Source organism: Pseudomonas sp. LB3P93 (assembly GCF_054898025.1).
Genome location: NZ_CM142713.1, coordinates 4,313,183 through 4,327,523 on the forward strand (window position 1 = coordinate 4,313,183; position 14,341 = coordinate 4,327,523).

Consider the following 14,341-nt stretch of genomic DNA (forward strand, 5'->3'; position numbering starts at 1 on the left):
ACTGCGTGCCCTCGCGGCGCAGTTACTGTCGCAGGTTGATTCGTGCGGGCGAATATGCACGCAACTTTCTTGGCCAGTGGAATGGCAAGCTGGTGTGCGACGATTTCGCCGGCTACAAAGCAAGTTTCCAGCAAGGCATCACCGAAATCGGCTGCATGGCTCACGCCCGCCGCAAGTTTTTCGATCTGCACGCGACCAACAAAAGCCAACTGGCCGAGCAGGCGCTGCACTCAATTGGCGGGTTGTACGAAATTGAACGGCAAGCGCGGGAGATGACCGACGAAGATCGCTGGCGAATACGCCAGGAAAAAGCGGCACCCCTTATCGACGCACTGCATACCTGGATGATGGCCCAGCGCGACCTTGTGCCCGAAGGGTCGGCTATCGCCAAAGGGCTGGATTACAGCCTCAAGCGCTGGACGGCACTGACTCGATATCTCGAGGATGGCGCTGTGCCCATCGATAATAACGCGGTCGAAAATCAGATAAGGCCGTGGGCGCTTGGACGCTCGAACTGGTTGTTCGCCGGGTCACTACGCAGCGGTAAGCGGGCAGCTGCGATCATGAGCTTGATCCAGTCGGCGCGCATGAATGGGCATGATCCGTATGCCTATCTCAAAGATGTGCTGACGCGGCTGCCGACGCAGCGTGCCAGTGAGATTGATCAACTGCTGCCCCATCAGTGGGTGCACGCCTGAGTTTGAGGCGAGGAGCGACATTAACTCAGGAGGACATCTATTTTTTGGCGCAGCTACTCGACGGGACGTCTGCGATAAGGCCGGGCGTTTCTAAAGCAGAGAGCAGTCGAATCACTCCACCGCATTTCCCGTCATGCCGGTCAAGATACGCCTCATAGTCCTTACCCGCCTCAGGAACAAATACTCTGGCAGGTGGCACACAAAACGCTTGGTCGGTGACCAATTTCACCACGACCACAGAAGGTTTTCCTGCGGGGATAACAAACTCGGAGTAAGACTCGCCATAGCTCAGACGATCGCTTCTCCATGACGCGGGCATTCCTACACTTCGTTTGGTGTGTTGTCCTACGGTGGAGTTGATCTTATCTGCAACGGTATAACCGTAGGCAAAAAGAGGTTCTTTACTCGAAGCGCAGTCTTGCCCTGGATTGATTGCGACGGGCAAACCGTTGTTTCCAAAAAGACGGATCCGTGCGGTGGTTGCCTGATCGTAGGGCTGTTCTTGTATAGGCTGCTCATAATTAGTAGAACCGCAGCCACTTAGCAATAGAGCAGAAAAAAGGGCCAGCAAACGGATTTTCAAAAACTACTCCTTGGTTCAGATATCAGACCGTTATCGGCAAGTTTTTGAATACCTAAATGTCCCCACCAACGCAATCTGAAAGCAATCTCGAGGGCAAGGCTTTGAAGGACGTGCTCACGCGCCTACCGACGCATCGGGCGAGCACTATGCAAAGCTGCTGCCACATCGATCGGCGCCTGTTTAACATCACAAGGTGTGTTGGGCAGACGCTTACGCTTAATTGACGATATAAATATTATAAACCGTTCTAAAAAACTGTCAGTTATTACAGGTGTAGCAAGCTTGGCGAGCAACTAGAATTTGGTTTCATTAATGAAATTTGGATTTTGATCATGGACAGTATAAAAGCGCAGGCAGAACTCAATAAAATTGGTTTAGGCAATACAGTCGAAATCTGGGGTGTGTTTGACGGCGGCCAGACCCTTACTAATCGAATAGAAAAACTCCTTCGCTTCGATACGATATGTGTGACTGTAGAGCGCCCAACAAGGAGGGTTCTGGAGGGGGAACAGGAAGGTGAAGTATTAAATTATTCAGCTATATATTCCATTGAAAAACCTGAATCGCACGCAGCACATGAACCATTTGGAGGCTTGCGGAACTTGCCCAGAGGAGTACGTTAAATTTACGCTCACTTTAGATCTCAAGCCTGTTTAAGACAGACTAGTTAAAATGTGCAAGAGCTAAGATTCAACATTTTAGTCTTGTGCCTTATTGTACTTATAGGATTAGGAAAAAATTTGGCAAGGTCTGCAGCACAAGAATACTGAAAGTATTTTTCGAGTCTTTAAACATGCTCGGCATCATGACGTTCGAAAAACAAGCCTGCTTCCACAAGGATTTGTGAGCGACACAGATCCCTGTGGGAGCGGGCTTGCCCGCGATGACGGCCTACAATTCAACCCATCAACTGAGCCGTACCGAATAACCTGACCCGACTCAATTCCCCCTCCGACTCCTCCAACAAAATCGGCGCCGTGCCGCCCGGCATCACCACTTTGACCTCTCCCGCCGTCACCCAACCCACCCGCCACGCAGCACACGCCACCGCACTGGCGCTGGTGCCCGACGACGCCGTCGGCCCTTCCCCACGTTCGAACACCCGCGCCACCACTCGCCCCTCGGACTCAAGCATCGCCCATTGCAAATTCACCCCCGCCGGACACGGCTGCCCTGCTCCGGCCGGTGCGGCGTAGGCAATGCGCATCAAGCCTTGGGCCAATGGCGGTTCACGCATCTGCTCATTACTTGGCAACGTGTCGGCATTCGTCAGCAGCGTCACGCAATGCGGATTGCCGATGCGCACAAACTGACTGCGGTTCCAGGCAGGCTCAAGCGCCGACAACGGCTGCACATGGCTGACTTCGCGAGCATTCAGCGTCACGCCTTCAACCTCGTGCGCGCCCACGGCTTGTGGCCCGAACGAAGGTTTGCCCAGATCCAGCCAAAACCCTTGCACGTCGTCGACTTCAGCGGGTTTCACCGAAGTTTCCACCGGCGAAACCGCATCGCGCTTGTCGTGATGAACCCGCAGCAGGCACGCCTCCTCCTGAGGCATCAATCCTTGCTCGCTGAGCGCCTGGGAAAAAATCGTCAGCCCATTGCCACTGCGCTCGGCCAGGGTGCCGTCGGTATTGACGATCAACAGATCAAAGGGCGGCGACGATTGAAACGGCCCCACCAGCAGCCCGTCGCAACGATGGTCTTTACTGCCCGGCGGTTGTGTGCCGGGCGCCCAACGGCAGAACGCCTCGATGGCCGCCAACGCCCAGCACTCACGGATTTGCGCAGCATGGCTGGCCTGGTCAGGCAAATCGATACCGCTACCGCGCACGGCGTCGGGCGCCACCACCGCGTAGATATTGCCTCGAGCATCGTAGAACGGCGTCATGGTCGGTCCTGAAGTCAGCCTGAAAAGTGCCTGTACTGTAGGCGTCAAACTACTGCGATGAAATACCGCCCCGGTGTCACGCCAAACGTACGCCGGAACATGGCAATGAACGCGCTGACATTGTCGTAGCCCAGTTCCAGCGCGATGGTTGTTACCGGGACGTCTGCGGCAAGCAACTCCAGTGTCCGAAGCAAGCGTGCGCGTTGACGCCTTAGGCTAAAGGTGAAGCCGGTTTCACTGACAAAGCGCTGGGTTTGTTCGACATTCTGCAAGTACGCGACAAATCCTTGCGGGCGTTGTGCGAACAACGGTGATACCCGCACTCGCGATTGTGGGTCAGGCTGTGCAACGATGTCGCCCTGCCTGACCGCAAACCTGCGCGGACGCTGACCGAACCCTATGGGTAAGTCACTGTCCCTTGGGAACGCGACGTTTTTTGCCAAGGATCGATATGACCAACCTCAATACCCAAGCCTCATTTGTTCCCGGACGCCTGGAGCAGATGTCCACCCGCATTGCGTTTTTCATTGCCGGCCTGGGCATCGCTGCGTGGGCGCCGCTGGTGCCATACGCCAAGGCACGGGCCGGGCTCGACGAGGGAACGCTCGGGCTGTTGTTGCTGTGCCTGGGGGTGGGCTCGATTCTGGCGATGCCGATGGCAGGCCTCTTGTCCACCCGTTTCGGCTGTCGTCGAGTGGCGACCGGGGGAACGTTATTGATCTGCGTAGCGTTGCCGTTATTGGCAACGGTGTCGTCGATACCGGCATTGATCGCCACGTTGTTCATGTTCGGTGCTGGCCTGGGCACGGTGGATTCAACGGTGAACCTGCAAGCGGTGATCGTCGAGCGGGCCAGCGGCAAGAACATGATGTCGGGGTTTCACGGGATGTTCAGCCTCGGCGGGATTGTCGGCGCGGCGGGTGTCAGCGCCCTGCTTGGCTTGGGTCTGTCGCCGTTGGGTGCGATGGCGGTGGTGATTGTCGTGCTGGTGCTGGCCTTGCTCAAAGCCGCGCCGCACCTGTTGCCTTATGGCAGCGAAAGCTCGGGACCTGCGTTTGCGGTGCCCCATGGCATCGTGCTGTTTATCGGCGGCATGTGCTTCATCGTGTTCCTGGCCGAAGGCGCGGCGCTCGACTGGAGCGCAGTATTCCTGACGCAGGAACGCGGGATCGACACGGCGTATGCGGGGTTGGGTTACGCGGCGTTTGCGCTGACGATGACCGCCGGGCGGTTGACCGGCGACAGGATTGTCCGGCGCCTGGGCGCGACGCGGGTGATGGTGTTCGGCGGCCTGACGGCGGCGGCCGGTCTGGCGTTGGCGACGTTTGCACCAGCCTGGGAAACGGCGCTGGTCGGTTATGCGTTACTGGGTGCGGGTTGCTCGAACATCGTGCCGGTGCTGTACACCGCGGTCGGTAAACAGACGGTTATGCCTGAGCATATTGCGGTGCCGGCCATTACCACCTTGGGCTACGCGGGGATTCTCGCGGGCCCGGCGGTGATCGGCTTTATTGCCCATGGCAGCAGTTTGAGTTTTGCGTTTGGGTTGATGGCGGTGCTGTTGGTGGCCGTGGCCATTGGTGGCAAGGTGTTGAAGGTCTGATAAAGCTATCGCCAGCAGGCTGGCTCCCACAGGGGATCTTCAGTGAACACAAATTCTGTGTTTAGCAGAGATCAATGTGGGAGCCAGCCTGCTGGCGATGGGGTCACCCCGGTCTATCAGAACCCGACGCTGGCCTGCACAAAGAACGTGCGCGGTGCACCCACGTACATCCCCGAGTTGTTGTCGCTGGAACGGGTGAAGTACTGCTTGTCGAAGACGTTTTTCACCCCGGCGCCAACTTTCAGGTTCGACAGTTGCGCGCCGAAGTCATAGCCGCCACGTACGTTCCAGGTGACGTAACCCGGAATGTCACCGTACTGACCATCGGCGGTGCCTTCGGTGATGTAGTTGTTGGTGAAGCTGCCATCGGCGTTCACCGCCACGCCCGGTGAGCGCTGCTTGGACTGGGCAAAGGCATCGAGGTTGTAGGTCCAGCGGTTGATGCCGTAACGCAGGCCGGCGGTCGCTACCTGGCGCGAGTAGAACGGCAGGTCACGGCCCTTGAAGCCTGGAATTTCACCTTCATACACGGCGCGGGTGTAAGTGAACCCGGCGTTGGCGGTCAAGCCGTCGAGTCGTGGGTCCAGCGCTGCCATGTTGTAGTGTACCGACGCCTCGATGCCCCGGTGCGTGGTCGCGCCGAGGTTGGTCCAGCCCGCGTCGTTGCTGATGTACTGCAACTCTTTATCGAAGTCGATGTAGAACGCCGTCAACTCGCCGCCCCACACCTCATTGTTGTAGCGCGTGCCGACCTCATAGGTCTTGGCCTTTTCCGGCTCCAGGCCATTGGCCGGTTCATCCCCCGCGCCCCCCTGACCGAGCTGGAAATACTGCAGGCTGCCAAACGAGGTTTCGTAGTTGGCGAACAGCTTCCACTCTTCCGACAGGTGATACATCACGCTCAGGGCCGGCAGCGGCTCGTTGCTTTCGATGCTGCGGTTCTTCTCCGGCACGCGTCTGCCAGCGGTGTCGAGCACGGCGCGGTCGTGCCAGTCGGTGCTGATGTGTTCGAAGCGGATGCCGGGGGTGATGGTCCAGTTGCCGATATCGATTTTGTTGTCGACGTAGACCGAGTTGGCTTCAGTGCCACCGGTACGGTCCTGGTATACATGCCCGTCCGAACCCGGACGAATCACCGGCTCGTTGTTGACCAGCGCCAGGCGGCTCGCCTGTTCGTGCATGGCTTCCTTGAGGTAGCGATAACCGACACTGACTTCCTGGGTGGTTGGGCCGACGTCGAACACTCGAGACACCCGTGGTTCGATGCCGACGGTGTAGTAAGTGCGCGGGAACGAGCCCAGGGTTTTCTGATCGCGAGCGGCGATGTTGCTGCCACGGAAGCTGTCGGTGTAGTAAGTCAGCACTTCGGCCTGGGTGCGATCGTCGAGTTGCCGCGTCCACTTGAACGAGACATCCTTGCGGCGCCCGCTGAAGTTGTCGTTGTTACGGTCGGACTGAAACGGATTGGCGTCGTACTGCGCCTGGGTCAGGCCGCCGGGCATGTCGGCGCTGGCGTCATAGTAGTGAAAGTTGAGGCTGAAATCGTCGACATCGGTCGGTGCCCAGTGAGTCTTGAGAATCACGTCGTCGATGTCATTGCCGTTGTTGCGCTCGCGGTAACCGTTGCCGTTCACGCCCGAGTACAACAACGCCACGCCGATGCCATTGTCTGCGGTGCCGCCGAGGAATGCGGTGTCGATGTGCTTCCAGCCGCCGTGCTGGGAGGTTTCCAGGGTGGTGCCGATTTCACCGGTGGCTTTCTCCGGGATCGCCCGCGTCACGAAGTTGATCACGCCACCGACGTTCTGCGGTCCATAACGCACGGATCCGGCGCCGCGCACCACGTCGATGCTGTCGAGGTTGCCGGAGGAAATCGGCGCCATGGACAGCTGCGGCTGGCCGTACGGCGCGAAGGCTGCCGGCACGCCGTCGATCAACACCGTGGAGCGTGGCGACAGGCGCGAGGTCAGGCCGCGCACGCCGACGTTCAGGGAAATGTCGCTGCCGCCGGTGCCGTTGGCGTCCTGCACTTGCACGCCGGGCACGCGCTTCAACACGTCGCCGACGTTCATGGCGCCCTGCTCGACCATCGCTTCGCGGCGGATCACGGTCCGTGCGCCGGGATGGTTCTGCACCACCGCTGCGTTGGCATCACCGAGCCAGTCGCCGACCACTTTGATGTCGGTCACGCCCAGTTCGATCGGGCCAGCGCCGGCGGAAGTCGGCGCGGGCGTCAGGGTCACCGAACCTTCATCGATCTGATATTGCAGGCCGCTGCCTTGCAGCAATTGGCGCAAGGCCTGTTCCGGCGAGAGGTCGCCGTCGACGGCTGGCGCCTGTTTGCCGGCCACCAGTTCAGGACTGAAGAAAACCTGCAGCGACGTTTGCTGACCCAGCTCACTCAACGCCTGGCCCAACGGCTGCGCAGGAATATGGATGCCATCGGCGGCGAATGCCTGCGGAAGCGCAGCACTGACAGCCAGGGCGAGCGCGAGCCGCAACCAAGGGGAATTGTTATTTTTAGCGGTGGTTTTCTTCACGTCGAACATTGTCCTGTAGATCGCAAGAGTGTGCGGCTGTTAATGCAAACCAGTTGCAGTTGGACAAGAAGACGAAGAACTCAAAAAAAACCTGAATCGGTTTGGAAATTAATTGGAAATTATTTCCTGACTGCCGTCATCGAGGGTCCGCACGGCCACCGGAAGGATGCTCGGCAAGGCCTTGAGCAGTGCGTCGGTGTTGTCGGATTTGAACACGCTGGTCAGGCGCAGATTGCCCACTTTGTCGTTGCCAACCGTGAGTGGCTTCTCGCGGTAGCGCGAGACTTCTGCGGCGACCTCGCTGAGGCTGGCGTTGTTGAACACCAGTTTGCCGCTGCGCCACGCGGTCAGTTCTGCCGGATTGACCGCGTAAGCGGCAGCAACCACGCCTTTGGCATCGACGCGAGTGCCGAGGCCGGCGGTAAGGCTGACGACATCAGGCCCCTGGCCCTGAACCTTGACCGTGCCCTGCTCCACCACCACCCGGGTTTCAGTCAGGTCACGGCGCACATCGAAGCGCGTGCCGGTGACCGTCACCTTGCCGCTCCCCGCCTCGACCACAAACGGTCGGCTGGCATCGTGCTCGACGCTGAACATGGCTTCGCCTTCAGTCAGCTCGATGCCGCGACGGTCCTTTTCATAACGCACCTGAACGCGGCTGCGACTGTTCAGGTCAATCACCGAACCGTCGGGCAACGCCACATGACGACGCTCGCCCAATGCCGTGGAATATTCGGCGGTGTACGTCGCCGGGTGATTCAAACCGCTGAACAGCCCCAACCCAAGTGCCACGGCCAACACACTGGCCGCCACCGCGTAACGCACCAATGGCTGACGTTTTCGACGGGCCGGCGGGGTTTCGCACAGGGCTTGCAGACGCTTGGCGGGCAGCAGATCGGCCGCCGTCCACAGCCCCTGGAGCAGTTGAAATTCGTCGCGATGCTGAGGATGTTCAGCCCGCCAGGCTTCGAAACGCCGGTATTCCTCGACGTCCACGGCCGGTTCCTGCAAACGCACAAACCACCGCGCCGCGTCGTCGCGAACCGTTGTTTGCCCGCACGCACAATCACGAGTATCCATCATGGAAGTTCCTGTTTGGCTGGGGGGGTAGAAGGCGCGGCCGATCATGGGTGCAGTCCGTCGAGGCGGTCGCGCAGATGCCGCAAGGTGCGGATCATATACTTTTCCACCATGTTCTTGGACAGTCCCAGGCGTTCGGCGATTTCCGCCTGGGTCAGGCCTTCGATCTTCTGCCAGACGAACACTTTGCGGCAGTTGACCGGTAACTCGGTGAGCGCCCGTTCGATGGAATCAGCCAACTGGATCGCATGCATGAAATGCTCCGGGTCGCCGGACGACGACACACTGTGATCAACCGCCTCCGACTCCATGGCGCCCCGCCGGTCCTCACGCCGATAACCATCCACCGCGATGTTGCGCGCGGTCTGGTGCAAATACGCCCGAGGTTGCTCCACCGCCGACGAATCGGACTCAAGCACCCGCACGAAGGTGTCGTGGGCCAGGTCCTCGGCCTGCTGACGATTTCTCAGGCGACGGGTCCAGGTGCCAACCAACTCTTCGTAATGCTCGAAAAAGCCGTGTCTGCGGGGCAACTTGGGGGTCATTGCGGTGTGCTGTGGAGACGGGGCGTGAATAGTAATGCTTCCTATTAAGGGGAAGCAATGGATTCCACTTGGGATGGTGTTGCCGTTAGTCAGCCAAAGGGTCCTTTCAAACCGGAATTGATTTTGTGGCGAGGGAGCTTGCTCCCGCTTGAGTGCGCAGCACTCACAAAATAATCGAACATGACGAAGATTTTGGGGCTGCTACGCAGCCCAGCGCGAGCAAGCTCGCTCGCCACATAGTCCGTGACTACTTGGGCACTTCGACGTTATCCATCATCCGGTTCACCGCCAGTTCCGCTTGCATGATATCTGCTGGATTCCCAGCGCCGTATGCCGATGCGGTCCTTCCAGGCAGGTCGCAAAATCGGCAGTCATGACGCTGGCCGAGGCCAGTGATTCGCAGGTGTGTGCCAGCAAGTCTTCGTCTTTGATGTCCGGTGCGATCATGAACATGGTGCTCGGTTTTCGAATGACCGGGATTTTGAGGGCGGCGGGGTTGAGGTAGTGATCGAGGGCGCGTTCGGCGGCTTCGTGGAGCTTCTTTGAATCGAGTGATTCGTAGGGGGATGCCGGATCGGTGCCTGGCGGGTTTGGAGTAACTTTGCACATATTCACACTTTCCTGATTGGGCAGCCACGCCTCGCTACTAATACGAGGGGTGGCGGCTGTACGCAGGTTAGTAGACCGGGGAAGAGTGCGAAAGCCGGCGCGCCCGAGGGCGCCCTGCGCACAGCCACCATCAGGTACAGGCATGGAAATACCTGTCTGACAGACGCTTGTGCACACTTTCTCAAACCTCGGGCTACTAAACCCGATCACTGGGAATCAGTGACGGGGATCAAGTTACCGAGGGCGTCCAAAGCGCACAAGCCGGCGGATTCTGGCGTAGTCGTAGGTAATGGCGCAAGGCGTTGTAGCTTTCAGGAAGTAACCTTAAACACCGTTAAACATGTACTCCGAACAGGCACCGTCATCGCGAGCAGGCTCACTCCCACAGTTGATCGAGTTATCCGGACGAACGCTGTTGCCGGTGATGTCACCAGAAGCAGTAAACCAGCGACACGGCAGCGGCAATACCAAACGCTCCCAGCGCCTTTGCCGGCAAGTATCCAGTGAATCGCGGCAACGGCAAATCCGAAAGCACGGCGTGGTGAGGGCGTTGGCGCATGAACGCCCGGTAGGCGTATCGAAAGCCAATCAACAAAAACAGCAAGATCGCGCCCAGGGCCAACCCGCGAGTAATCGCCGGCTTGATTAAAGGCGCAGGGGAGTCTTCCTCGCACGCGGCGCTGTCAACTTCCACGACCGTGATTCGCCCGTAATCCGTGGCAAGCCAATGTTCGCCTTTAATGATCGACGCCTGTTGCTCCAGATCCAGCGCCTGATATTTCCAGAGCGTCGATGATCCTTCCCGACAATAGGTGAATGCTGCAGGGTTGGAGGCGGCAACAATACACGCGTCGTCGATGCCGAGTTTTTTCAGGGTCTCGACAGCCGGTCTTGTGAAGTCCAGTTCGATGACAGGAATCATCCCGGTGGCAGACGTCGCAGTCGAAACCAACAGGCTCCCGGTAGCGCAGAGGGCTGAAATTTTCAAGGTTGGATGCCCCTTGTTTTGCAATATTTTTTGTTGTTTGAGCGCGGCTGCAACCTGCCTGCCTCAGTCTAGAACTCTAGTTGAACCTCGACGAGTTGCGACCCATCGACCCTCAAAGTCGGATCGCCGCACCGCCGCTCCCACAGGGATCTTGTTTGGCGGTTGGATCAGTGCTTGCGCAGCCACTCGATAAACAATGCAAACAGTTCCGACTGTGAGCCGATATTCAACTTCAGATAAAGATTCTTGCGGTGCATGCGCACCGTTTCCGGGGAGATGCTCATCTGGCTGGCCGTGGACTTCACGGAATGCCCCCGGAGCACCATGTGCGCCACTTCCCGCTCGCGCTCGGTCAGCAAGTCGCAGCCGAAATGCTCGAAGGCGGACTGCACGCGTTGCCTGAGATCGTCACGCACGCCTTGATTGGCCGTGCTGTGCTGTAAACCCAGGCGTCCGAACTCGCTGATGAATTCCCGCACCAGCGGCTCAACTGCTCGCAGCAAATTCAGCTGTTCCACCCGCAGACCTTCCCCGCCAAAGCCTTGAAACAGGCTCACCGACACCTTGGTGTCATTGCCGGTATCGACAATATAAAAACTGTCTTCCGAACTCCCGGCCTTCAAGTAGTAAGTCTTGTAGTACTCACTGTCGAAGAAGTTGTCCGGGGCAATGTCCTCCAGGTGATAAAACCCTTCGGCCAGCCCCTGTTCCACCGCCAGGCAAAACGGGTCGAGCAAGTAGCCACCGGAAAAATAGCGGTCGATGATCGACTCCCGGTATTTTTCCGGAATGCCCCGCTGATACAACAACTGCGGCGGGCGGTCCTTGTGCTCCAGGCTGATCATCACCGACTCGATGGACACCAGATGCCCGAAGGCCGACGCCAGGAAATGCAGCGCGTCGGGCTCATCGATGTGGGCGAACGCCTGACGCATGTCGCCGTGCCATTTATGCAAGGCGCCGAAGGGCAAGGCGATCAGCGTATCGTCGTTTGGTTTGCTCATGCCCCGCAGTCTAGCGGGTGAACCGGCACCTGTTAACCGCGGAGTCGACGAACTCATTGGCCGAAGTACTGGCCGTTTTGCTCGAGTTCGCCCGCCACTTCAAGAATGCACACCCGCAAGGTCTCGACGATTTCATCGACCTGCGCACAGGACAGAATCAGCGGCGGCGACATGACATTAAGGTGCATGATCGGCCGCACCAGCAGCCCTCGGGCCTGCGCCCGGGAATGAATCATTTCGCCAATGTTGATCTCGTCGGCAAACAACGCCTTGGTGCGTTTATCGGCGACGAATTCCACGCAGGCCATAAACTTCTGGCAGCGCACATCGCCCACCAGCGGCAAGTCGCTGAGTGTCGCCAACCGCTGTTCCAGATAAGCGCCGACCACATCGACATGCTCCAGCAGGTTTTCCCGCTCGATGATTTCAATGTTCTTCAACGCCGCCGTGCAGCAGACCGGGTGGCCGCTGTAGGTGAAGCCGTGGGTGAAGCAGCGGCCCGTGCCGGGCTCGGCGATGACTTTCCAGATACGGTCGGAAAAGATGCAGGCGCCCAGCGGCAAGTAAGCCGACGTCAGCCCTTTGGCCGTGGTGATGATGTCCGGCTGAACATCGAACAGATCCCAGGAGGCGAAAAACTTGCCCAAACGCCCGAACGACGTCACCACTTCGTCGGCGACAAACAGAATGTCGTAGCGCTGGCAGACTTCCCACATGCGTTTCAGATAACCCTTGGGCGGAATAATCACGCCACCGGAGCCCATGATCGGCTCGGCAAAAAAGCCCGCCACCTGGTCCGCACCGATGGACAGAATCTTGTCTTCAAACTCCTTGATCAGAAACTCGAGAAACTGCGCCTCATCCATGCCATCCGGCGCCCGGTAAGGATTGGGGTTGGAGATGTGGTGAATCTTGTCGTTGGCGTAATCGAACTCCGGCACACGGTCGGCAGCCTTGTTGCCGATCGACATCGTCAGGGTGGTGGAGCCGTGATACGCGTTGAAACGGGCGATGACGTGCTTCTTTTCCGGTTTACCGCGGCAGTTCTGATAGTACTGAATCAAGCGGTACGCGGTGTCCACGGCGGTGGAGCCGCCGGTGGTCAGGAACACATGGTCGAGATCACCGGGCGCCAGGCTGGCGAGTTTCTCGCACAACTGGATGGCGACGTTGTTGGACATGTCGGAAAACGGGTTCGAGTACGCCAGTTGACGGACTTGGTCGGCAATCGCCAGTGCCATTTCTTCACGGCCCAAACCGATGTTCGTGCACCACATACCGCCGACCGCGTCGAGAAAGCGGTTGCCCTCGGTGTCGTAAATATAAGCACCGTCACCGGCAACGATGTTCAGGGCGCCCTGTTCGGCGTGTTCGTCGAACATGTGATAACCGTGCATGTAGTGCGCCTTGTCGGCTTTCACCAGTTGCGCGTTATCAACGTCAGACACAACTTTCTTGATTGGAGTCGCCATGCAAAAAACCTCAAACCGAAAAATTAAACGATCAAATCCCGCTCTTCACCGTGCTCCAGACGCGAGTCATGGCGCGCATGTCTTTCGCATCCTGGGTTTTCTGCGGAAACAGCCGCTGGCGAGTCTCGTCATCGGGATAAATCGCCGGGTTGTTGCGCACATCGGCGTGCACCAACGGCGTGGCCGCCGCATTGCTGTTGGCGTAATGAATGTAGTCAGTCACGTCCGCCATCACTTGTGGCTGCATCAAGTAATCCAGGAACTTGTGTGCGTTGGCCACGTGTGGCGCATCGGCGGGGATGTACAAGTTGTCGAACCAGATCAGTGAACCTTCCTTGGGAATGAAATAGGCCAGTTTGATCTTCAACTTGGCCTCTTCGGCACGGGCCATGGCGGTCGCGTAATCGCCCGACCAGGTCATGGCCATACACACATCGCCATTGGGCAGGCTGGTCAGGTAGTTGACCGAGTCGAACTTGCGAATGTAGGGCCGGACTGACAAGAGCAAGTCCTGAGCGGCTTTAAGGTCTTCGGGCGCGGCGCTTCTCGGGTCTCGTCCCAGGTACTTCAGGGCCAGTGGAATGACCTCAGTGGGCGCATCGACCAGGGTCACGCCGCAATCGGCGAAGCGCGAGACGATTTTCGGATCGAAGATCATCGCCAGCGAGCCAATCGGCGCGTCCGGCATGCGTTCCTTGATTTTGTCGACGTTGTAAGTAATGCCGTTGCTGCCCCAGGTATAGGGCGCCGAGTACAACGTGCCGGCATCAAACCCCTGCAAGTCCTGCAAGACTTTCGGGTCCAGGTTGGTCCAGCCCGGCAGCAACTTTTTATCGAGCGGCTGGAACACTTTGGCTTTGATCAGCGGGGGCGCGAGGGAGGCGTTCAACACCACCAGGTCATAACCGGAGTGGCCGGTGAGCAACTTGGCCTGAACCGTTTCATAGGCATCAAAGGTGTCGTAAATAACCTTGATGCCGGTGGCTTTCTGAAAGTCGGCAATGGTTTTTTCGCCGATGTAATCCGCCCAGTTGTACAACCGCAGCGTGTTGTTATCGTCCACTTCGGCGGCGTGGACGCCTGCCGACAGCGGCGCGATTAACGCACCAAGCATCACCAAGAAGGCCTTGCGCATAGCAAATTCACCTTATCAAGCGAGTTCCGATCTGGATGAGCGGATGAATCCACTATTGAGCGATTCAGCCAACGGCACCATACCCCGAATGGGTGTGTGATCCGGTTTGCGGCGCTCGCGACTGTCCGACATGGCAAAAAGCAGCAGTTTCGTTGACTTGTTTTGTCATAGATCCAGCGCGGGTCCCGCGCTT

The 14,341-nt window shown here is 58.3% G+C and carries 11 protein-coding genes and 3 pseudogenes; 3 read left to right on the forward strand and 11 right to left on the reverse strand.

Annotated elements, in window-relative coordinates; translation table 11 throughout:
• Positions 1 to 41: 41 nt before the first annotated feature.
• A pseudogene (gene tnpC / locus ACYZT8_RS19555) lies at positions 42 to 698 on the forward strand (IS66 family transposase); the annotation flags it as partial.
• A 37-nt stretch (positions 699 to 735) separates the two neighbouring features.
• Here the strand turns inward: tnpC and ACYZT8_RS19560 are convergent.
• Positions 736 to 1,281: a hypothetical protein gene (locus ACYZT8_RS19560; protein WP_461975159.1), complete on the reverse strand. Its 546-nt coding sequence runs from the start codon at positions 1,279 to 1,281 to the stop codon at positions 736 to 738.
• Between the two features lie 332 nt (positions 1,282 to 1,613).
• Here ACYZT8_RS19560 and ACYZT8_RS19565 point away from each other — a divergent pair, with 332 nt between their 5' ends.
• Positions 1,614 to 1,904, forward strand: coding sequence for a hypothetical protein (locus ACYZT8_RS19565; protein WP_461975161.1), 291 nt, complete (start codon positions 1,614 to 1,616; stop codon positions 1,902 to 1,904).
• A gap of 275 nt (positions 1,905 to 2,179) precedes the next feature.
• On the opposite strand, the gene ACYZT8_RS19570 is transcribed toward ACYZT8_RS19565, so the two are convergent.
• Together ACYZT8_RS19570 and ACYZT8_RS19575 are read right to left on the reverse strand one after the other, a co-directional pair.
• Complete coding sequence (locus ACYZT8_RS19570) at positions 2,180 to 3,172, reverse strand: diaminopimelate epimerase (protein WP_461975163.1); 993 nt, start codon at positions 3,170 to 3,172, stop codon at positions 2,180 to 2,182.
• A 44-nt stretch (positions 3,173 to 3,216) separates the two neighbouring features.
• Positions 3,217 to 3,423, reverse strand: a pseudogene (locus ACYZT8_RS19575) (helix-turn-helix domain-containing protein); the annotation flags it as partial.
• Positions 3,424 to 3,623: 200 nt separating this feature from the next.
• Between ACYZT8_RS19575 and ACYZT8_RS19580 the strand changes: the two are divergent.
• The gene (locus ACYZT8_RS19580; RefSeq protein ID WP_461975165.1) at positions 3,624 to 4,775 is read left to right on the forward strand and encodes an MFS transporter; all 1,152 of its coding nucleotides are present in this window, start codon (positions 3,624 to 3,626) and stop codon (positions 4,773 to 4,775) included.
• A gap of 116 nt (positions 4,776 to 4,891) precedes the next feature.
• Here the strand turns inward: ACYZT8_RS19580 and ACYZT8_RS19585 are convergent, their stop codons facing one another.
• The 8 genes and pseudogenes from ACYZT8_RS19585 to ACYZT8_RS19620 all read right to left on the reverse strand — a co-directional run bounded on the left by ACYZT8_RS19585 (position 4,892) and on the right by ACYZT8_RS19620 (position 14,148).
• Positions 4,892 to 7,315 (reverse strand): TonB-dependent siderophore receptor, encoded by a 2,424-nt coding sequence (locus ACYZT8_RS19585; protein WP_461975167.1) that lies wholly within the window; start codon positions 7,313 to 7,315, stop codon positions 4,892 to 4,894.
• Between the two features lie 108 nt (positions 7,316 to 7,423).
• Entirely contained in the window at positions 7,424 to 8,398 is a 975-nt protein-coding gene (locus ACYZT8_RS19590; RefSeq protein WP_461975169.1) for a FecR family protein, read from the reverse strand.
• A 41-nt stretch (positions 8,399 to 8,439) separates the two neighbouring features.
• Positions 8,440 to 8,940, reverse strand: coding sequence for a sigma-70 family RNA polymerase sigma factor (locus ACYZT8_RS19595; RefSeq protein WP_131059869.1), 501 nt, complete (start codon positions 8,938 to 8,940; stop codon positions 8,440 to 8,442).
• A 247-nt stretch (positions 8,941 to 9,187) separates the two neighbouring features.
• Positions 9,188 to 9,549, reverse strand: a pseudogene (locus ACYZT8_RS19600) (DUF6124 family protein).
• A gap of 427 nt (positions 9,550 to 9,976) precedes the next feature.
• On the reverse strand, positions 9,977 to 10,471 hold the full coding sequence (locus ACYZT8_RS19605) for a hypothetical protein (RefSeq protein WP_461975171.1): 495 nt from the start codon (positions 10,469 to 10,471) through the stop codon (positions 9,977 to 9,979).
• A gap of 233 nt (positions 10,472 to 10,704) precedes the next feature.
• Complete coding sequence (locus ACYZT8_RS19610) at positions 10,705 to 11,541, reverse strand: helix-turn-helix transcriptional regulator (protein ID WP_461975173.1); 837 nt, start codon at positions 11,539 to 11,541, stop codon at positions 10,705 to 10,707.
• A 53-nt stretch (positions 11,542 to 11,594) separates the two neighbouring features.
• The gene (locus ACYZT8_RS19615; RefSeq protein ID WP_461975175.1) at positions 11,595 to 13,013 is read right to left on the reverse strand and encodes an aminotransferase; all 1,419 of its coding nucleotides are present in this window, start codon (positions 13,011 to 13,013) and stop codon (positions 11,595 to 11,597) included.
• Between the two features lie 31 nt (positions 13,014 to 13,044).
• Positions 13,045 to 14,148, reverse strand: a complete 1,104-nt coding sequence (locus tag ACYZT8_RS19620; protein ID WP_461975177.1) for a polyamine ABC transporter substrate-binding protein — start codon at positions 14,146 to 14,148, stop codon at positions 13,045 to 13,047.
• Positions 14,149 to 14,341: the final 193 nt, after the last annotated feature.

Coding starts and splice junctions, on each gene's coding strand:
- ACYZT8_RS19565 (WP_461975161.1), top strand. CDS start 1,614: ATGGACAGTATAAAAGCGCAGGCAGAACTCAATAAAATTGGTTTAGGC.
- ACYZT8_RS19570 (WP_461975163.1), bottom strand. CDS start 3,172: ATGACGCCGTTCTACGATGCTCGAGGCAATATCTACGCGGTGGTGGCG.
- ACYZT8_RS19580 (WP_461975165.1), top strand. CDS start 3,624: ATGACCAACCTCAATACCCAAGCCTCATTTGTTCCCGGACGCCTGGAG.
- ACYZT8_RS19590 (WP_461975169.1), bottom strand. CDS start 8,398: ATGATGGATACTCGTGATTGTGCGTGCGGGCAAACAACGGTTCGCGAC.
- ACYZT8_RS19595 (WP_131059869.1), bottom strand. CDS start 8,940: ATGACCCCCAAGTTGCCCCGCAGACACGGCTTTTTCGAGCATTACGAA.
- ACYZT8_RS19605 (WP_461975171.1), bottom strand. CDS start 10,471: ATGATTCCTGTCATCGAACTGGACTTCACAAGACCGGCTGTCGAGACC.
- ACYZT8_RS19610 (WP_461975173.1), bottom strand. CDS start 11,541: ATGAGCAAACCAAACGACGATACGCTGATCGCCTTGCCCTTCGGCGCC.
- ACYZT8_RS19615 (WP_461975175.1), bottom strand. CDS start 13,013: ATGGCGACTCCAATCAAGAAAGTTGTGTCTGACGTTGATAACGCGCAA.
- ACYZT8_RS19620 (WP_461975177.1), bottom strand. CDS start 14,148: ATGCGCAAGGCCTTCTTGGTGATGCTTGGTGCGTTAATCGCGCCGCTG.